Source organism: Lelliottia sp. GFLA7, assembly GCF_056490165.1.
Genome location: NZ_JBWLAQ010000001.1, coordinates 919,696 through 938,704 on the forward strand (window position 1 = coordinate 919,696; position 19,009 = coordinate 938,704).

Consider the following 19,009-nt stretch of genomic DNA (forward strand, 5'->3'; position numbering starts at 1 on the left):
GAGTTCCCTCTCACACACCGGGTGTGGTCAGAGTTCCCTCTCACACACCGGGTGTAATCAGAGTTCCCTCTCACACACCGGGTGTAATCAGAGTTCCCTCTCACACACCGGGTGTAATCAGAGTTCCCTCTCACACACCGGGTGTAATCAGAGTTCCCTCTCACACACCGGGTGTGGTCAGAGTTCCCTCTCCCCGTGGGAGAGGGTTAGGGTGAGGGCAAAGGTTATGCAGCCTTACGGAACCGGCGCGTCAGTCGCTTCTCGATCTCGACGATAAAGAACATCGCCCCGGCAATCACCAGCGTAATGCCCCAGTAGCGCAGCGGCAGCGCTTCGGTGCCGAACAGCATCTGCATAAACGGCAGGTAGATAATCGCCAGCTGCAGCAGAAGCAGCACGCCCGTTACCAGCCAAATCCCTTTGTTCGCCAGCAGACCCCGGTTCAGAGAGAAACCGTTGGTGTTACGACAGTTGATCATGTAGACCCACTGCGCGCTCACCAGCATTTGCAGCAGCACGGTGCGGATGAACTCTGCGCTGTGGCCGCGCGGGGCGAGCCAGGCTTCGAGGGCAAACGCCGCAATCGCAATCAGCGTACCGACGAACGCCACACGCCAGACCGCAAAGGCATCCATAACGTGCTGTCCGGTCTGACGCGGCGGACGCTTCATGATGTTGCGCTCGGCGGCTTCAAACGCCAGGCCGAAGGAGAGCGTGGCGGACGTCGCCATGTTCATCCATAAAATCAGCACCGGCGTCAGCGGAATGATATTTCCCGCCAGCAGTGCAATCACAATCAGCAACCCCTGCGCCAGGTTGGTTGGCATGATGAACAAAATGGTTTTCTTCAGGTTGTCGTAGACGCGACGCCCCTCTTTGACCGCGCTGGCGATGGTGGCAAAGTTGTCATCGGTGAGCACCATGTCAGCGGCCTCTTTGGTCACTTCCGTGCCTTTGATGCCCATCGCGATGCCGACATCCGCCTGACGCAACGCGGGCGCATCGTTCACCCCATCTCCGGTCATGCCAACGATTTCACCTTTCTGCTGCAAGGCCCTGACGAGACGCAGCTTATGCTCCGGGCTGGTACGGGCGAAAATGTCATATTCCACCGCCGCCTCTGCCAGCTCGGCATCGTTCATGTGCTCCAGCTCATAGCCCGTCACCGCCTGCGCGCTGTTGGTGATGCCCAGCATCTGACCAATACTCATCGCCGTTTGCGGGTGGTCGCCAGTGATCATCTTCACGCGAATTCCGGCCTGCTGACAGGCGTGGATGGCGTCGATAGCCTCCGGGCGTGGCGGATCCATCATCCCCGCGATACCCAGGAAAATCAGACCGTTTTGCAGATCGTCATGACTCAGCGCCTGCTGCCCCGCTGGTGCGGGCTTAAAAGCCGCGGCAACCATACGCAGGCCCTGACGCGCATAGCGCTCCATTTCGGTTTCCCAGTACGCGCGGTTAAACGCTTCGGCACCAGTGCGGGTTTGCTGCTGGTCGCACAGGTCGAAAATCACGTCCGGCGCGCCGGTTATCAGGATTTGCGCTTCACTGCCAATCAAGTAGTGAGTGCTCATGTACTTGTACTGCGAGTCGAACGGGATTTTACCGATAAGCGTGGTCACAACAGGCGCGAGATTCGCTTTCGCCGCCAGCACTTTCAGTGCGCCTTCGGTCGGCCCGCCGGTGATACCCCACAGACCGCGCTCATCCTGCATCATCTGGCTGTCGTTGCAGAGATCAATGGTGCGCAAATAGTGCTCCAGCACCGTTCCCTGCTGGATTTGCACCGGCTCGTCACTGCCCTCCAGACAGATATCGCCCACCGGCTCGTAGCTATTCCCTTCGACGCGATAGCAGCTGTCAGCGGTGATAATCGCTTTGACGGTCATTTCGTTCATGGTCAGCGTGCCGGTTTTATCGGAGCAGACCACGGTCATCGCGCCCAGCGTTTCCACGGTTGGCAGCTTGCGGATAATGGCTTTTTTGCTCGCCATCGCCTGTACGCCAAGGGACAAAATAATGGAGATAATCGCAGGAAGACCTTCCGGAACGGACGCTACCGCGAGGCTGATCAGGGACAGCAGCAGCTCGCCCAGCGGAATATCACGCAACAGCATGCTGAAGACAAACAGCGCGGCCATCATCACCAGAATCAGCGCGAAGATCGCTTTACCGAGTTTGTCCATCTGCACCAGCAGCGGCGTACGGTGCTTTTCGATGCCCGCCATCATCTGATTGATGTGACCAAGCTCGGTGTCCTGCCCGGTGGCAATGACTACGCCCACGCCACCGCCTGCGCTCACGGTCGTACCGGAGAACACCAGGTTGGTGCGATCGCCCAGCGATAATTCACCGCTCAGGGGAAGAATATGTTTATCCACGACCGTGGATTCACCGGTCAGAATAGCTTCTTCTACGCGTAAATTATGCGCTTCTATGAGACGCATATCGGCAGGAATTCGGTCCCCCGCACGCAGAACAATAATATCGCCCGGGACAATATCAGTCGTCGGAATGGTTTCGTGCGCCCCATTTCGAATAACCCGCGCTTCACTCGAAAGCATATTTCGAATACTTTGCAGTGATTTCTCGGCGTTACTTTCCTGAATATGGCCAATTAATGCGTTGATCACCGCCACACCTAAAATGACCAGCGTATCGACCCAATGGCCCATGAGCGCGGTTAATAATGCTGCCGCTAACAGAACATAAATCAGCACATCGTTAAAATGGGCCAGAAAACGCAGCCATGCCGGTTTGCCTTTTTTCTCTGGCAACGCGTTGGGGCCGTACTGCTGCAATCGAGCCTGAGCCTCATCACGGCTCAACCCATTGGTGTTACTCTTTTTTTCTGCGAGAACCTGCTCAACCGTCTGATGGTAAGGCCGATTTTCGGTGTTCATTTTGTTGGTCATAGATACATTTCCTTTAATATCCGGTGGACGTAAGCCTGAATTCCTTTCTGGCTTTAATTATTCAACTTTTACTCTTTTTAACGCTTGCAGAGTTATTTTCAGCATCGCAATATAATGACAGTTGCGTAATTAAATTCTGTGGGTCATTATTTCGATAAGATGATTTTTGCAAAATGTTTCTAAACGATAACTAAACGAGGGATAGCATGTTTGGGATTAATAGCACGCGGCGTCTGGCTTTGTATGTCGTTGTTGCAATTGTTATTGCGACGTTAATTGGATATAGCACTTATACGTTTGTAAAATTCTTCGCCTGAGCGTGACAATAATTTACATTACGACAGAGTAATTTAATTTCGGGGGCGTAATTAAATTAATTCGCGAATATTTGGCGGGTCATTTAGGGTTTATTATCGGAATACGTTAATCCGGGTGGATATTGCTTTACGTTGCAAGATGCCGGACAATAACTTTTTTAACTGATGATTAACATTAATATGAAGCACCCGTTAGAGTCACTGTTAACGGCAGGAGGCATTTTGCTGATGGCATTGCTCTCCTGCCTGCTGCTCCCCGCGCCCTCTTTTGGGCTGGCCGTCGCGCAGAAACTGGTCGCACAGTTCCATCTGATGGATTTGAATCAGCTGTACACGATTGTGTTCTGCCTGTGGTTTTTACTGCTCGGCGCCATAGAATTCTTTGTGCTGCGATTCGTCTGGCGCCGCTGGTTTTCACTGGCCGCGTAAGCCGCTGAAATCCCGCATCCCGTGGATCAGCGCTTCACACCAGGCCGCATAATCATGGCCGCTTGACCACGGATGGAAGCTCACGCGATAGCCTTTCTCACGCAATACCTGTTCGAACGCCTCGGTATTGCGATAGATCCCCCCGCCCGGCCCGGTCGTTTCGAATCGCCCAGCCTGCAACCAGAAGTGAATCGGATACTGCGGAGACTGCGCATACTGACGCGTCAGCCAGCCCGGCGCTTCGCCTTTCGGCGCCCACCAGTACGAACCGGACAAACTCAGAACGTTACCAAACAGCTGCGGATAGCGCAGCGCCACCCACGACGACGCAATGCCGCCGTAGCTTGAACCTGCCAGAACCGTTTTTTGACGCTGCATCGCTATTCCCTGTCCACGCAGCCACGGCATTAACTCTTGCCCCATAAAGTCGGCGTAATCGGGATTCGGCGGAAGCTCTTTGCCACGGCGGGCATGATCGAGACTGTCGATAAAGACCACGTTAACCGGCGGCACATGGTGACGGGCAATCAGCCCATCCAGCACGTTGGCAAAGTGGTATTCGTCCTGGTAAATCTGCCCGTCGAACAGGATCAGCGTCCAGCGCGCGGGCTGTGTACCACGCGGTTGGTAAATCATCACTTCCCGCCCGTTGCCCAGTATTTTGCTGGTAAATGCGTGTCGTGTGAGCGAACCGTGCGCCAGCGGCTGTGCGGCGGCAGCAGCGGAGCAGTAGCGCACGGGGCTGAGATCCAACAACGAATAGCGATTCCAGCGATCCGCTTTTTGATCGCCAAAGGTTTGCGGGTTAAGCGGATCGGCCTGCGCGCTGACCAGAATGGCACGGCGCTGATCGCGGGCGCTGCCTTCGATACGCGGGACATCTGGCGCGAGTTTGTACTGCGTCAGCGTATCAGCCGGCACAACGTAGCTGCGGAACCAGACGTCGGTTTTCCCCAGACGGAACAGCGGATCGTGATCGCCCGCGGGCGATCCGAGAATAAACACGTTATCGCGCGCACCGCGCCATAAAAACGTGATGCGCTTATGGCTGGCATCGAAAGGCTCCACCATCGGCGTTCCCTGCCGAATTTGCGCCTGCCAGAACGCATCAGTATTTCCACCGGCAGCAATCGTTTTAGCCAGTTTTTGCAGCGTCGGGCTTTCCGGCTCAATCATCTGTGTGCGTGGTAACGGCGCGGTTTCTTTCATTCGCCACTGAAAACGCCACGGCTTTCCCGCTTCGCCGTGCAACACCAGCGAGGTGTTTTGCTGAACAGGAAGCGCAAAAAGCAGAGAGTGCTCGCCATCCGCCGGGCCATTTTCAATCAGCGTGCGGATACGGCGGTTTTTGCCGTCCAGCAGACGGGCATCCGTCACGCCGTGCAGCGTCGCGGAGACATAGTTTTCACCGAGCGCGGGCAGGATAAAACAGACCTCGCCGCTGGCATCAAATTTCCCCTGCTGCTCGCCCTTAATGGAAGGGTGTTCACACGTCGCCGCCAGCGCTGGCAGCGTACTTATCCCTAATAACAGCCCACTCCATGCCCTCTTCATTCACACCCGCTTCCTGTAAAAATTTGTTACTTACGCTAATGCAAATGGGAATGATTTGCAATATCATCCTATCCGTTAAAGGGTGTTATGCCTGATTTTTAGCCACTTCAAATCAGGCATTTTATGGCGATAGCAACCAAGGAAGTTCAATTAACATGTTTAATAAGAATAAGATAATGCAACTCTGGCTGTTGAGTCTGGCCACCGTTAGCGTGGCCGCGCAGGCGCAAACCAAAGAAGAAACCATAGTAGTAACGCAGAGCGTCAGCGAAGAACCAACCGCGCCGGTGAAAGGGATCGTGGCGACCAAAACGCTCTCCGCCACCAAAACCAGCGCGGACATTGTGAAAACGCCGCAGTCGGTTTCCGTGATCACGCGTGACCAAATGGCGCAACTGGACGTCACCTCAGTGTCCCAGGCGCTGCGCTATTCCGCAGGGGTGTTCACTGAATATCGCGGCTCGTCGAACCGTAACGATGAGGTGTTTGTGCGCGGTTTTAGCTACGTGCCCAAATTCCTCGACGGGCTAAGCTTTGGCGCGACGGCGTCTTCGCAAACCGGCTCCGTTGATCCGTGGCTGCTCGAACGCGTCGAGCTGGTCCGTGGCCCAGCGTCGGTCTTATTTGGTCAGGTTAACCCAGGCGGGTTGATCAGCATGACCAGCAAACTCCCCACCAGCGAGCCGATTCACCACGTGCAGTTCCGCACCGGGAATCACGATCTGGCGGAAGGCGCGTTTGATTTTGGCGGGCCGCTGAGCGATGACGGCCGCGTGCTGTATCGCGTAAACGGTATCGCCCGCACCCAGCACAATCAGGTGGAAGATTATAAAGAAACGCGCATGGCGATTGCCCCGGCGATCACCTGGTATCCAAACGATCAAACGCGTTTTACCCTGCTGACCAGCTATCAGAAAGATCCCGACGCCGGTTATCGCAACTTCCTGCCAGCGTACGGCACGGTGACCAGCGCGAATGGCCGCTATATTCCGCGCGACTTTAACGTCAGCGATCCGGATTACAACCAGTCGTGGCGCGAGCAGACCATGATCGGCTACGAGCTGGAGCACCAGTTTGCCGATAACCTCACCTTCCGCCAGAACGCGCGTTACGCGTCCATCAAGCAGAAATATCGCTATCTGGTGTACGCAAACAGCGCGGCGGACAGCACGGTGCTGACCCGTCGCGCCCAGCACGAAGAGCGCACCACCAATGAGTTTGGCATCGATAACCAGCTTGAATCGCTGTTTGCGACGGGCGATGTCAATCACACCCTGCTCGGCGGTCTGGATTACAAAACGTCGAAAGATAAGCAATTGCTGGAGCGCGGGATGGGCGCGCAATATAACCTGGACTGGACGAACCCGGTTTACGGCATTAACGTCGATGAAAGCACCTTCAGCACCGCCACCGACGAACAGCAAAATCTCGATCAGATGGGGCTGTATCTGCAGGATCAAATGAGCTGGAATAACTGGGAGTGGCTGGTTTCCGGGCGCTACGACTGGACTGAAGTGCGCACCACGGATTTTGACGGCGGCACGCAAACTCAGCAAAACGACAATAAATTCACCTGGCGCACCGGTCTGCTGTACGCCTTTGATTTTGGTCTGTCACCGTACATCAGCTACAGCACGTCGTTTGAACCCAGCCTGCAAACTAACCGTGCGCCGGGCGTGGCGCCGTTTAAACCAACGACCGGCAAGCAAACCGAAATTGGCCTGAAGTATCAACCGGTCGACTCCACGCTGATGACGCTGGCGCTGTACGATCTGACCCAGAGCAACGTGGCGACGTACAACAGCGCCGAAGGCTGGTTTGAAAACGCGGGTGAAGTGCGCTCGAAAGGGGTGGAAGCCGAAATTCACTCCACGCTGATGGACAGCATCAACCTGATCGGCTCTTACACTTACACCGATGCGGAAACCCAGAGCACCACGGTGGCAGGAACCGAAGGCAAAACGCCCGCGCGTATCCCAACGCATATGGCGTCGGCTTTCGCGAGCTACACCGTACCTGGCGGCACGCTGAAAAGCCTGACCGCAGGCGTGGGAATGCGTTACATCGGCACCAGCTATGGCGATGCGAAAAACACCTTCAAAGTGGGATCGGTGGATCTGTATGACGCGATGGTGAGCTATCAGTTGGGCGAACTGAACAGCAGCCTGAAAGGGGCGAGCGTGCAGTTCAACGTCAATAACGTGGCGGATACGAAGTACGTGGCGTCGTGCGCCAGCGATACGGCGTGCTTCTACGGCATTGGCAGGACGATGACCGCAACGGTGAATTACAGCTGGTAAACCGTGCGGTCTGGGCCCCTCACCCTAACCCTCTCCCCAAGGGAGAGGGGATCGTCGGTGCGGTTTTTATCCCCTCGCCCTTTTGGGGTGAGGGGATCGTCGGTGCGGTCTTTTATCCCTCGCCCTTTGAAGTAGGAATTTCTTTCCCCTAACCCCTTTGGGATGAGGGGGCGTTTCAGTGCGTCTGGCTATGATTTTCTTTGCGGTACGCACCTGGTGGCAGGTTGAACGTACGCGTGAAGATGCGGGTAAACGTCTGCTGAGAATCAAACCCGTAGCGCAGACAGATGTCGTACACCCGCTCGTCCGATTCACGCAGATCCTTCGCCGCCAGCAGCAATTTACGCTCGCGAATATAACGCCCCAGGCTTTCGCCTTTGTATTGCATAAACAGACGCTGCAAATGCCATTTGGAATACCCCGCGTGGCGGGCGATCTCTTCAATGCGCAGCGGCTGATGAAGATTATCGTCAATCCATTCGACGATAGTATCGATGACCTGAGCGGAAATAGTCATGCTGCTCTCCCCCTCTGTTGCGTGATTAATCATTATTCCCACCACTCACGAAATTGCTGCGTCGCATCATTAACATGCACAGGCTCACCCAACTCAGGGGTCAGCAAACGATAATTTTTGTCCTGGCTGGCGCGCGTCAGCTGAATCACCGGATCGTTCCAGGTGTGTTTTGCCAGCACAAATCGCCCGTAATGCCCCGGCACCACCGCTTTAGCGTTGATGTCCGCCGCGGCCTGCGCCGTCTGTTCGGGCAGCATATGAATGTATTTCCAGTCCTGGTCGTATTGTCCGTTTTCCATAATCGCCAGATCGACCTCACCAAACTGCTCGCCGATGGCCTTGAAGTGCGGGCCGTAGCCGGAATCACCGCTGTAATAAACTTTCTGCTCAGGGGTGACGAACATAAAGCTGGCCCACAGCGTCTGATTGCGCTTCAGCCCGCGTCCGGAGAAATGACGCGCCGGAAGCACATGAATCATCAGATCATCGTTAATGCGTACCGTCTGATTCCAGTCGCGTTCGTCAATTATTGATGCGTCCATACCCCAGTAACGTAGGTGCGATCCCACGCCAAGCGGCGTGACAACGCGCTTCACTTTGGGCATCAGCGCTTTGATGGTGGCGTAATCGAGATGGTCATAATGGTCATGCGAAATAATCAGCAGATCGATTTCCGGCATGTTTTCGGCACGCCACGGATATTCCCCGGCGAAGGCTTTGTTCAGGAACGAAAACGGCGCGGCGTAATTGCTGAAAACCGGATCGATGAGGATGCGTTTGCCCGCCAGCTGTAAATACCAGGACGAGTGGCCGAGCCACACCAGCGTGTCCTGCTCCAGCGGCAGGCTGGCCAGATCGGTTTTGATAAGCGGTAACGGTTGCGCAGGACGGGCGTTTTCGCGTTTGGTGACGAGAAATTCCCACCACGCCGCCAGCATGCTTTTGTCGCCGCTGTAGCCCGGCGTCGGGAGTTGGTTATGGAACTGCCCGTCGCGATAATGCGGCGAAGCCTCAATTTCACTAAGCTGCTCACCCTGCGGCGGCTGGCCAAATCCGGCATTCAGTACAAAGGGTAAACTTGCCGCGGACGCTATAATCATGACAAACACCATGCTGATGAGAAGAGACTTTTTCATATCCTGACCCGACTACGCGCCCCATCCGATGGTTTACGCGGGTTAAACTTGATTATGAGTGAGTAAGCACTCATTATAGATGTGATGAATTTATCGTCAAGACGTTTTCGATCTTTGACATTCCGCGTTGCAGCGTGGAAGAGAGCATGTTTCAATCGTGGTTTTTGTAAATTTGATGCACACAATCATTCAACCTGAATCAGCGCGGCCAGGGAGATAACCTCAGAAACACATCACGAGTGTGGCTGAGATTTTCGAGCACCGCCAACGCAGAGCCAGAGTGAAGGATGACGCGTATGGAGGAGAATGAGTGGCACGTCCGAAGAGTGAAGATAAACGACAAGCGTTACTGGAAGCGGCAACTGTGGCCTTTGCGCAGTCAGGCGTTGCGGCGTCGACCGCGCTGATCGCCCGAAACGCGGGCGTTGCTGAAGGCACCCTGTTTCGCTACTTCGCGACCAAAGACGATCTGCTGAATGCCCTCTATCTGCACCTGAAACAGGACCTGTGCCAGACCATGCTGGCGAATCTCGATCGCGCCCTGAGCACGCCGAAAGAACATACCCGCAATATCTGGAACAGCTACGTTGACTGGGGGATCCGCAATCCGATTGCCCACGGCGCAATCCGCCAGCTGGGCGTGAGCGAGAAAATCAACGCCGAAACCGAACAGGCAGTGCATGAAATGTTCCCGGAACTTCATGAGCTGTGCCGCCGCTCGGTGCGCCAGGTATTTATGTCAGACGAATTCCGTACCTTTGGCGATGCGATTTTCTTATCGCTTGCCGAGACGACGATGGCGTTCGCCACCCGCGATCCGTCGCGCGCGGTAGAATTTAAAGCCCTCGGATTTGAATCAATGTGGCGCGCAATCGCCATCGAGGATGTGAATGGACAGTAAGTCACTGAAGGAACACGCGCATCGCGTGGCGCTGGAACTGCCTTTTATCGAGCATTGCTGGCCGTTTGGCCCGGAGTACGATGTGTTTAAGGTCGGCGGCAAAATTTTCATGCTCACCGCCGTTGCCCACGGGCGTCAGCACGTCAGTCTGAAATCCGATCCTGAAAAATCCCTGCTTAATCAGCAAATTTATCGCGGCATTGAACCCGGTTATCACCTGAACAAAAAGCACTGGATTTCGATTTACGCCGCCGATGACATCACTCCGGATTTGGTCACCGATTTGGTGCTCGATTCCTGGAATCTGGTTGTCGATAAGCTGCCTAAAAAAGACCAAAAACGCATTCGACCAGTCTGATTGTTCATTTCAAACGAACAGTGTAAGCGCATTTAACGCACTTATCTTTTCCCGCTTACGCTTGTATTCTGCTTTTCTTTCGCGCCCGCACATGGGCGAACTTCACTCCAGGAGCCGTTATGGATATCATTTCCGTTGCCCGCAAGCGCCACTCAACGAAGGCGTTCGACCCAACGTTCAAACTGACTGCAGAACAAGCAGAAAAAATTCAAACTCTGCTGCAATTCAGCCCGTCCAGCACCAACTCTCAGCCGTGGCACTTTATCGTGGCCAGCACTGAAGAAGGCAAAGCACGCGTCGCAAAATCGGCAGCGGGCACTTTCGTGTTCAACGAACGCAAAATGCTCGATGCATCCCATGTGATCGTGTTCTGCGCCAAAACCGCAATGGACGACGCATGGCTTGAGCGCGTGGTGGATCAGGAAGACGCCGATGGGCGTTTTAACACCCCAGAAGCCAAAGCCGCCAACCACAAAGGCCGCTGCTATTTCGCGGATATGCACCGCGTTGATCTGAAAGATGACGATCAGTGGATGGCAAAACAGGTTTACCTGAACGTCGGCAACTTCCTGCTGGGCGTTGGCGCACTGGGTCTGGACGCCGTACCGATTGAAGGCTTCGACGCCGCAATCCTCGACGCCGAATTTGGTCTGAAAGAAAAAGGCTTCACCAGCCTGGTGGTTGTGCCCGTGGGCCGCCACAGCGTGGAGGATTTCAACGCCTCCCTGCCGAAATCCCGCCTGCCGCTGAGCACCATTATCACCGAGTGTTAATCGCTTTTGGCACGCCGTTCTGCGGTGTGCCAAATCTTCTCGGCGTATCGCCCGATCACCGCCAACGACCCCGCCAGAATCAGGAAGAAAATCACTTTATTCATCCCGTCCCAGAAATATTCGAAATAACGGGTATACAGGTTGATTGCCAGAAACGTCAGGCCAAAACCGCGCAGCATCCCGTCGTCCGTTTTCAGGCTGATGTAAATACACACTACCGCTGCGACAGCGAACAGCAGCGCCCACGGAAGTAATGCTTCGCGCGTCATGCCATACCAGCTATCGATATCGTAGTTGCCGAAAATGGACATAATCCACAGCGCGACAAATAAATACGTCAGCCCCATCGCTTTGCTGGTCGTGTACAGATTGCGCTGTTGCAGCACCGCGCGCAAAACCCAGCACAACGCCAGCAGCGCACCGCCGAAGAAGATAAAGCGCACCGGATAATTCATTCCGAGCCAGTATGCACCCCAGCCGGACATATACCCTGTTTCCGCGCCAAACCAGTTGCCGAGCGATAACAAGAAGAACAGCCACACCAGCCCCGAGCGCCCAAAGAATCCCACCAGGCCATACACCGCGCAGCCCGCCAGGAAGAGCGGCGCAATGTGCCCGCTGCCGTTATCCAGCCGTTCGCCGAGTTGCCACAGTGCGATGGCGGTAAACAGCACGCCGAGAAACAGAATTGCTTCGGTAGAGTAGTGCCACTGGGTTTCGCGCCGCTGTCGGCTGAATCCCCAAAGATAAAACACAACAGCCAGCACGGCGGGTAATCCGATACGGGCGAGTGAAGAAAAAGCAAAGAATTCGATAAGGCGGGCCATCATCTCGCTGTCAGCAAACAGGCTGCCAACGGCAATAATGACGCAGGCCAGCGCAGTCCAGAAGGCGTAACGGCTGAGGCGTTGCCAGTCCAGCGTCACGCGCTTTAAGGTGCCAGCCAGGCGCAGATGTTCCTCATTGCTGAGCGTGCCATCCTGTTCCCATTCGCTGAGTGCGCGGCGCAGCAGACGTTCTTGTTTGCGGGTGACGTTCATTTCCATTCTCTGTTAAGGGTGACAACATAAAGTATATCAAACCCCTTACCGAAAAGTGTCCTGGCAAATTATTTTACTGGTGAACTAAGCAAATAATAATATTAAAAATAGATTACCTGCTTGGTCATATCTAAAACAAAATTACTGAAACGTAATATTCAAAACCGCCGTTGCATTTCCCACTCCCGCAACCACCTGTTCTTGAGTTTGGATATACCGAGCACTGAAATTAATTTCTACTGCGCCTCCAGTCGCCTCCATAATGTTCATTGTTTTATTGAGTGATAAAGGTGCATTGTTATAAAGAATTTGCACACCGATTCCTTTCGCCGAATTAGCACCAGGCGTCAGGGCAAGTACAGTATCGTCCGAAACTGAATTGGACTCAGCCGTACCCGTCAGAACAATATTTATATTCGTTCCTTTTTCACAATTCAGACCGACTTTGGAGGGACTGGATTCTCGTGAAAGGGTTCCTCGGCCTTTAAAAGTTGAAACCTCTATATTTCCGATATCCAATCGGATTGCAGGAGCATTAATGTCACATTTTAGTGTGGTCACTGAACCAGACAAAACAACGTTAATTAGCCCGACAGAGGCATCATCAGAACCCACGGCCGTCACGTCTCCATCTTGAACAAAGACGCTTTGCAAAGAATATGATCCGCTTAATGATCCGCTTCCACTTTCTGCATATTTGACTAAAGCCACTTGCGCTTCAACGGCACCATACCATTGGCGAGATGAATTTCCCCAGTTCGAGGTTAAAGCGGTATATGAAATTCCTGTTGGAGCAACAATAAACTCCCCCAGCCTGAATCCCAGTTCATTTGTGCATCAATCACAACCCCTCGTGACTTTACAATATACCCTATTCCCGCAATGTTTGTAGGGAAGACGGGAAAAGCCATTCCGTTGTAATAGATCGTATTGGGTCCACCCAAGGAATTGACCAGCGCATCAATCATAATCATTCCCCCGTCGGATGAATTACAGTTCAACCAATGGTCGCTACTTTTAATATTCACCCAACCTGAAATTACGCCGGTAGGCGAATCCTTTTGAACGGTATAATTCCCGGTTAAGGTGAGTGTTAAGGCTGCAGGATTGGTACATACTGCCGCTGGATTAACCGCCGCCACGGCTCTATTTGAAGAACATGTAAATAGGCAGAGATAAATCAAAAAATAAAAAACATTACGCGTCAAAATATTTTTGTGATGCATAACCCTATTCACCCTGTATCATTAATTTCATAATTAACCATTACTGATTGGTTATTTACATTCAATTTTTCTCTGAATAATCCCGGTGGTATCTGATGTTTCAGGGAAATCATAATCCAGGGAGCATTTTTGGTCCGGCTCGTCGCCCCATTGCACGTTCAGTGTCCCTTCCGGTGCAAGTCCCGATAAATAAACCTGCCCGCCATCAGCCACGATACTGCCCTCACCGCCCTCTTGTGTCGTGACGCTCGCGCCAAAGGGTACAGGCACATTGTTATGCATGAGCGTCAGCAGCGCGCGATTCCCCACATGTGTGATAAAACTGGCGCGAACCAGCGCACCTTTCGTCGGGACGACATCCACCACAGCATCATCAACCTCCACTTTATCGCCAAGCGAGGTGGTATCCAGCGCAATACGGTTTTTACGATAGGTCGTAGCAAACGGAACCACGGCGTAACCGCGCCAGTCGGTTTTAATGCCGGTCGCATTTTCCACTTTCACCCGATTTGCACCCGGCGCTTCCACCAGAACGTTCGTTTCACCCAGCGGCTGACTAAAGGTGACGCCATGTCGGTGAGCGATGACTCCACCCGCCACGCCGTAGTTCACCTGCTGCGAATTGCCATTCTCACTGTAGTTGTATGCGACGTTGGAATTACCGTAGCCGCCCTGATGCGAAAGGCTGGCGCTTCCGTTACTTCCCGCCCCCTGGTTTGCATGCCCTTGCTGAACGCTGTAGCTCAGGTTATTTCCATCCAGCAGCGTTCCGCTCACACCCGCGTTTCGGGTCACGCTACCCTGATTGTCCTGGTTCATATTGAGAGTGGTAAAAGCATTGTTAGTAGCAGTGCTCCCCGCAGGAGAGAGCCATTTCCCAAGCGGCAATGAGACGTTAAACGCAATGGCCTGGTCAGCTTTTGGCTGAGTGGACGATGCGCTGTAGTTAAAACTCACCCCCATATTGATGTCGTGCCACGAGGTGTTGTAGCCCAGTTGCAACAGCATCATTTTGCCATCGGTATGCCAGTACGTTTGCTGGCTACCGGTCGCATACAGTGAGCCTAATTTGCCAAGCTGCTGCGAAATATTGACCTGCAATTTTCCACGTTTGGTGTAATACAGGTTGTAGTAATCAAACCAGTGAGGTCGGTCGTTATCAGGATCGTCAAAATCATCGTCCGGATCGCTGTCGTACCCGTTCATATGCTTATAGGTCGTGTCGGTGAAAGTGTAAAAACCGGCCGTTGAGTATCGATATCCCGTCAGTTGAAAATTGGTCCCCGACTTGTTCAAGGATTTTGCATACAGCATTCGCCAGGATTGCCCGGTGTGGACGGTGTCATCGATAAGCGTACTCTTGGCCTGGGTCACGTCAACAGACACCGCGCCCCAGTTGCCCATGTTTAGCCCTGTACCGGTAGCCATCGCCTGGTAATTATCAGAAAGCTGAGTCCCGCCATAAAGCGTAAATCCCCGTGGTAAACCCCAGATAAGCGTGGCTTGTGTAAAGGGAACGGCCTCCTGCTGAGTGTTACTTGTGCGGTATGTTGCCGCCGTCAGCGCGTATTTAACGTGCCCTTCACGCTGCATTAACGGCACGGTAGAGTACGGAACTGAAAAGGTGACGATCTTCCCTTTTTGTTCTTTTATTTCCACCACCAGATCGCCGCTGGAGGAGGTCGGGAACAGATCGGTTATTTCAAACGCGCCGGGCGCGACATAGGTTTGATAAACGATGTAGCCATTTTGTTTAATCGTCACCTGCGCGCTTTGCTTCGCGATACCGCGTACGGTAGGTGCAAAACCTTTCAGACTGTCCGGTAACATATTATCGTCGGAGGCCAGTTGCAGACCGTGAAAACTGATGCTGTCAAAGACATCGCTCGCAGTGTAGCTATCCCCCACCGTCAACTGCCCTTTCAGCGCAATAATCGTGCGTGACAACGAGCCATTCACATGATCTAAGCGATGGGTACTTTGCCCGTTACTGGTGCTGCGGTTGAAGGTGGTGTAATGGCGGTAGCGCCATGCCCCAAGATTAGCGCCGCCATTCAGGCCGAGAAAATCGCTGCCGCTTTTGCTGTTACCGTCCTGGCTGTTGGAACCGCTATAGCTGTAATTTAACAACAACGCGGGGATCCCTTGATCCCATTTATCCGGTGAAATCAGTCCTCGCGCCGTGTTTTTCAATGCGATCTGCGGGACGCTCAGGTCCAGGCGCTGGCGACCAAAATCAAAACTCGATGTTGCCCCCTCAATCAATGACGCAATGGCGATGCATTCACCGTCACCGGCCTTTTTTTTCTCATCGGGAATATTGAGATCAATGCCCATATCGCTGAGGGTTTTTACGGAAAGGCAGGCTACGAGCCCCGTATCATCAGACGCTTTTGCGGTGCTGGCACTGAGGGACTTTTCATCCTTAAACACCACATCGTGACTGGTGATGAATTCATCATTCAGAATAATATCAACGCGATAGGTACCCGGAGCCTGACCTGCACCATTTTCAAAGCTGGACAGGTCCGCAACCAGCCCTTTGCCATCAGACAAAAAAGCTGGGTTAAAGTACTCATCGGCGCTCACGTTGCCAGCCAATAGACTGGCACCCATCGTGAGTGCCAGCGGAGATAGACGCCAACGTAATGCCGGTAGATATCGCGTTGTGCTTTCAAACCCCATCATATCTCCGCCTGCGATCACGCTTTACACATCAGTGCGGGGGTTAACGCGCCGTAGTCATTGAGCGTTTGATATGAGATTGAACCCTGAGGAATACCCGCCACGTTGACCTTCTGGCTCTCCATTGGGGGAACCATGGTGTTAGGCAATTTTTTGCCCGCGAGGGTAAAGTTAGTGATCGAGATAAAGTACGGCGAAGGGTTTGTCACTGTGACAGCCCCATCGGAAAGTTGGCATTTCAACATAGCTGGTGCATCTGACGGCTTGACCGATAAATGCTGAGGACGTACGAACAATTTAGTCACTGACTGCGTTGCAATCTGCAGCGTATTCATCGCCTTAATTTTTTCCATTACCGATGGAATAGCTTTGTTATAGAGATAAAAAATAGATTCTTTATCTTCGGGTAATGCGGAGCCAATATACATAATACGTAGAATATTTTTCTTTTCTGGCTTCAGGGAAAAGAGTGGCGGCGTAATAATGAAGGTATTTAATGTAGTTCCGTTTTGGTCTGCTACCCATGACTGCACCAGAAACGTCTCTTTTTTATCAAAGTTACTGATATTGACGCTAATCTGTTTCTCACCCATAGGATAGATTACACGTGTTGAATTTAGCGCAATCCCCCCCGCCATAACTGAAGGCGCCCCCCCAAGGAAAAGCAAAGAACAAATAGCCGGTGCAACGATGCTTTGTAAGACACTTGACGTAATAAATTTCATTTAATTATCTCGATATCACTTCAAATCAGAAATAGGTAATTTGAATAGTGGCCACTGACTCAACCGCACCCGCTGTCAATTTGTCGCCAGTCTTAACGTAATCCACACTCATCGGAATTTTGTTGGTTCCACTGACCAGTACCTGCTTTGACGAATCGGCACCGAGATCCAGGGCATTTCCGTCAGGTCCAAATAGCTCCAGCGCGACGCCTGTAGCGGCCCCAGCGCCCGCAGTGTTTGCCAGCGCCCCCGCAAGAGCTGGAGTAGACTGGCCGTTAAACACTACCGTGGCATTGGCATAGGTCGTGATATCACAGTCGTCGAGCACAATATTGAAAGATTTTGCCTGGCCAGATGGCTCCCCTTTTTCACCCATACTTTCCAGAGTGACCTGGTCAAGTTTGATAATGCCGTTCTCCGAGTCCGCATTGACGGCACAGGGCGCGTCGACGACAGACCCCACAAACTCGATGGTGCCACCGCTTACGGTTGTTTTATCCGCCGCTTGAGCAGCGCTAAAACCGACACCTGAAAATACAGACGCCATCACAACCAATTGAATATATTTATTCATAATGCAAATTCCCCTGGTATTTAAACTAAATTTATCCCTATTACTCTGTCTATCTACATGCTTATAAAAATATATTAATAGATCTATTTTAATAATATTAACCTCACGACTGGTAATATTGACAACCAAAATAAAATCCTAAAAAAGACTTTAAACAAGACCATAAAACCTAAGACACTTCCGAGGCACAAAGATAAATTAAGCATCTCAGATGGAACTGTCTTTTTATTGACGTTAAGGAATTATGTTTTGGATCACTCTGGAGTCATACTTTGAACACAATATTGCGTATAGTCGTGAGCTGCATTATTTTTTCCGTCATGCAGAACGCCAGTGCAACCGTAAATATAGGCGGAACCCGTGTCATTTACGATGGGTCGAAAAAAGAAGTTTCATTAAGCGTTCGTAATCCAGATGCCACCCCATATTTGATGCAAACCATTGTCGAAAATCTCGATAATAACCCGCAAAAACCGCCTTTTATTATTACGCCACCGCTGTACCGTCTTAACGGCGGAAAAGAGAACCTGATGCGCATTATCCTGGCGGGGAATTTGCCGCAGGATAAAGAATCGATGTATTGGTTACGGGTAAAAGCGATACCCTCTGCACCAAAAAGCAAAAACACCTTACAGATCGCCGTCGCAACCAGCGTAAAATTAATTTATCGCCCAGAAGCGCTGAAGAATATTGATGTCGAAAAAGAGAGTAATAAACTCGTTTGGCATATTTCAGGAAATAATCTGGAAGTCAAAAACCCATCTTCTTGCTTTATTAACTTTAATGAAGTCATGGTTTCAGGCAAAAAACTGTCGAATGTTTCTTATGTCGCACCGGGCGGCACTGCAACCTTTGCGCTGCCTGCTGGGGTGAATGCCGGAAACATCGAATTCAGCGTCATTAGCGACTTTGGTGCCGTTGGGAAACTGCATTCAGTATCAGCGTAAAGGGAATACGAATATGAAAATGGAAACGTTAAAGAAACATCTTTTATCCTCCACAGTGAGTCTTATTCTCGCTGCCTCTCTGGCGCAATTAGCCCAAGCGGCGGACCCTGTGGCTCTGAATATTACGGGAAATGTGATTGCATCACCGTGTGAAGTGAGTTCTGCCAGCAAGAATATGAATATCGATTTGGGCAATGGGACTGACTTACAGACTTCCAGCCTGAATGCTGCGGGGAGCTCTTCACCTTGGGTGAAATTCAGCGTCGGGCTTGAAAACTGTCCTGCCGGGACGTCGAGCGTCACCGCAACGTTCCACGGAACATCCGACCCGGCCGATCCTGAAACACTCTATTCGAATACCGGAACAGCGACCAATGTGGCCGTACAGTTAGAAGGCGAAGCCAGCGAGCCATACGGTGACGGGAAAACATCGACTATCGATATCGCCTCCGCACCAGACGCAAAACCCACGTGGAAATTACAAACTCGCGCATTCACTAAAAATGGCAGCGTCACGCCAGGCACGATTAATTCTGTTATTACCGTCTCGTTTGTTTATAACTAAAATATACGTTTTACTCGATACCCTGAAACGGGGCTGACAGGGAT

The 19,009-nt window shown here is 52.3% G+C and carries 17 protein-coding genes; 7 read left to right on the plus strand and 10 right to left on the minus strand.

Annotation, left to right across the window (positions count from 1 at the left end; genetic code table 11):
- Nucleotides 1-224 precede the first annotated feature (224 nt).
- Nucleotides 225-2,918 (minus strand): cation-transporting P-type ATPase, encoded by a 2,694-nt coding sequence (locus tag AC07RN_RS04480; protein WP_478335671.1) that lies wholly within the window; start codon nt 2,916-2,918, stop codon nt 225-227.
- Between the two features lie 497 nt (nt 2,919-3,415).
- Here AC07RN_RS04480 and AC07RN_RS04485 point away from each other — a divergent pair, with 497 nt between their 5' ends.
- Nucleotides 3,416-3,664, plus strand: coding sequence for a DUF1158 domain-containing protein (locus AC07RN_RS04485; RefSeq protein WP_041689622.1), 249 nt, complete (start codon nt 3,416-3,418; stop codon nt 3,662-3,664).
- Here the strand turns inward: AC07RN_RS04485 and AC07RN_RS04490 are convergent.
- Nucleotides 3,650-5,218, minus strand: a complete 1,569-nt coding sequence (locus AC07RN_RS04490) for an alpha/beta hydrolase-fold protein (protein WP_478335672.1) — start codon at nt 5,216-5,218, stop codon at nt 3,650-3,652. The genes AC07RN_RS04485 and AC07RN_RS04490 overlap by 15 nt on opposite strands.
- Before the next feature lie 155 nt (nt 5,219-5,373).
- Here AC07RN_RS04490 and AC07RN_RS04495 point away from each other — a divergent pair, with 155 nt between their 5' ends.
- Nucleotides 5,374-7,518 carry a TonB-dependent siderophore receptor gene (locus AC07RN_RS04495; RefSeq protein WP_478335673.1) on the plus strand — a complete coding sequence of 715 codons (2,145 nt, stop codon included), beginning with the start codon at nt 5,374-5,376 and terminating at the stop codon, nt 7,516-7,518.
- 175 nt (nt 7,519-7,693) lie between these two features.
- Here AC07RN_RS04495 and AC07RN_RS04500 read toward each other — a convergent pair whose 3' ends face one another.
- Together AC07RN_RS04500 and AC07RN_RS04505 are read right to left on the minus strand one after the other, a co-directional pair.
- Entirely contained in the window at nt 7,694-8,035 is a 342-nt protein-coding gene (locus AC07RN_RS04500) for a RamA family antibiotic efflux transcriptional regulator (protein WP_012016479.1), read from the minus strand.
- 32 nt (nt 8,036-8,067) lie between these two features.
- Nucleotides 8,068-9,171, minus strand: coding sequence for an MBL fold metallo-hydrolase (locus AC07RN_RS04505; protein ID WP_235135021.1), 1,104 nt, complete (start codon nt 9,169-9,171; stop codon nt 8,068-8,070).
- 310 nt (nt 9,172-9,481) lie between these two features.
- Between AC07RN_RS04505 and AC07RN_RS04510 the strand changes: the two genes are divergently transcribed.
- From AC07RN_RS04510 to nfsB, 3 genes are all read left to right on the plus strand, one after another.
- Nucleotides 9,482-10,072: a TetR/AcrR family transcriptional regulator gene (locus AC07RN_RS04510; RefSeq protein WP_012016477.1), complete on the plus strand. Its 591-nt coding sequence runs from the start codon at nt 9,482-9,484 to the stop codon at nt 10,070-10,072.
- A complete protein-coding gene (locus AC07RN_RS04515; RefSeq protein ID WP_478335674.1) occupies nt 10,062-10,430 on the plus strand; it encodes an MmcQ/YjbR family DNA-binding protein in 369 nt (122 codons plus the stop codon). The genes AC07RN_RS04510 and AC07RN_RS04515 overlap by 11 nt, the downstream gene beginning before the upstream one ends.
- Before the next feature lie 119 nt (nt 10,431-10,549).
- Nucleotides 10,550-11,203 (plus strand): oxygen-insensitive NAD(P)H nitroreductase, encoded by a 654-nt coding sequence (gene nfsB / locus AC07RN_RS04520; protein ID WP_478335675.1) that lies wholly within the window; start codon nt 10,550-10,552, stop codon nt 11,201-11,203.
- Here the strand turns inward: nfsB and AC07RN_RS04525 are convergent.
- From AC07RN_RS04525 to AC07RN_RS04550, 6 genes are all read right to left on the minus strand, one after another.
- Complete coding sequence (locus AC07RN_RS04525) at nt 11,200-12,243, minus strand: DUF2157 domain-containing protein (RefSeq protein WP_478335676.1); 1,044 nt, start codon at nt 12,241-12,243, stop codon at nt 11,200-11,202. The two genes, nfsB and AC07RN_RS04525, sit on opposite strands and share 4 nt — an antisense overlap.
- Before the next feature lie 141 nt (nt 12,244-12,384).
- Nucleotides 12,385-12,954: a fimbrial protein gene (locus AC07RN_RS04530; protein ID WP_478335677.1), complete on the minus strand. Its 570-nt coding sequence runs from the start codon at nt 12,952-12,954 to the stop codon at nt 12,385-12,387.
- 53 nt (nt 12,955-13,007) lie between these two features.
- Entirely contained in the window at nt 13,008-13,469 is a 462-nt protein-coding gene (locus tag AC07RN_RS04535; RefSeq protein WP_478335678.1) for a hypothetical protein, read from the minus strand.
- Between the two features lie 51 nt (nt 13,470-13,520).
- Entirely contained in the window at nt 13,521-16,157 is a 2,637-nt protein-coding gene (locus AC07RN_RS04540; RefSeq protein WP_478335679.1) for a fimbrial biogenesis usher protein, read from the minus strand.
- Between the two features lie 14 nt (nt 16,158-16,171).
- Nucleotides 16,172-16,879 (minus strand): fimbria/pilus periplasmic chaperone, encoded by a 708-nt coding sequence (locus AC07RN_RS04545; RefSeq protein WP_478335680.1) that lies wholly within the window; start codon nt 16,877-16,879, stop codon nt 16,172-16,174.
- Between the two features lie 25 nt (nt 16,880-16,904).
- Nucleotides 16,905-17,453, minus strand: a complete 549-nt coding sequence (locus AC07RN_RS04550) for a fimbrial protein (protein ID WP_478335681.1) — start codon at nt 17,451-17,453, stop codon at nt 16,905-16,907.
- A gap of 272 nt (nt 17,454-17,725) precedes the next feature.
- Here AC07RN_RS04550 and AC07RN_RS04555 point away from each other — a divergent pair, with 272 nt between their 5' ends.
- Entirely contained in the window at nt 17,726-18,400 is a 675-nt protein-coding gene (locus AC07RN_RS04555) for a fimbrial biogenesis chaperone (protein WP_478335682.1), read from the plus strand.
- 109 nt (nt 18,401-18,509) lie between these two features.
- Nucleotides 18,510-18,965 carry a fimbrial protein gene (locus AC07RN_RS04560; RefSeq protein WP_478335683.1) on the plus strand — a complete coding sequence of 152 codons (456 nt, stop codon included), beginning with the start codon at nt 18,510-18,512 and terminating at the stop codon, nt 18,963-18,965.
- The last annotated feature ends 44 nt before the right edge of the window (nt 18,966-19,009 follow it).

Bases quoted from the DNA above. Each gene is read 5' to 3' on its own strand.
- AC07RN_RS04480 (WP_478335671.1), bottom strand. From the start codon at position 2,918: ATGACCAACAAAATGAACACCGAAAATCGGCCTTACCATCAGACGGTT.
- AC07RN_RS04525 (WP_478335676.1), bottom strand. From the start codon at position 12,243: ATGAACGTCACCCGCAAACAAGAACGTCTGCTGCGCCGCGCACTCAGC.
- nfsB (WP_478335675.1), top strand. From the start codon at position 10,550: ATGGATATCATTTCCGTTGCCCGCAAGCGCCACTCAACGAAGGCGTTC.
- AC07RN_RS04485 (WP_041689622.1), top strand. From the start codon at position 3,416: ATGAAGCACCCGTTAGAGTCACTGTTAACGGCAGGAGGCATTTTGCTG.
- AC07RN_RS04505 (WP_235135021.1), bottom strand. From the start codon at position 9,171: ATGAAAAAGTCTCTTCTCATCAGCATGGTGTTTGTCATGATTATAGCG.
- AC07RN_RS04495 (WP_478335673.1), top strand. From the start codon at position 5,374: ATGTTTAATAAGAATAAGATAATGCAACTCTGGCTGTTGAGTCTGGCC.
- AC07RN_RS04540 (WP_478335679.1), bottom strand. From the start codon at position 16,157: ATGATGGGGTTTGAAAGCACAACGCGATATCTACCGGCATTACGTTGG.
- AC07RN_RS04545 (WP_478335680.1), bottom strand. From the start codon at position 16,879: ATGAAATTTATTACGTCAAGTGTCTTACAAAGCATCGTTGCACCGGCT.
- AC07RN_RS04490 (WP_478335672.1), bottom strand. From the start codon at position 5,218: ATGAAGAGGGCATGGAGTGGGCTGTTATTAGGGATAAGTACGCTGCCA.
- AC07RN_RS04500 (WP_012016479.1), bottom strand. From the start codon at position 8,035: ATGACTATTTCCGCTCAGGTCATCGATACTATCGTCGAATGGATTGAC.
- AC07RN_RS04550 (WP_478335681.1), bottom strand. From the start codon at position 17,453: ATGAATAAATATATTCAATTGGTTGTGATGGCGTCTGTATTTTCAGGT.
- AC07RN_RS04515 (WP_478335674.1), top strand. From the start codon at position 10,062: ATGGACAGTAAGTCACTGAAGGAACACGCGCATCGCGTGGCGCTGGAA.
- AC07RN_RS04535 (WP_478335678.1), bottom strand. From the start codon at position 13,469: ATGCATCACAAAAATATTTTGACGCGTAATGTTTTTTATTTTTTGATT.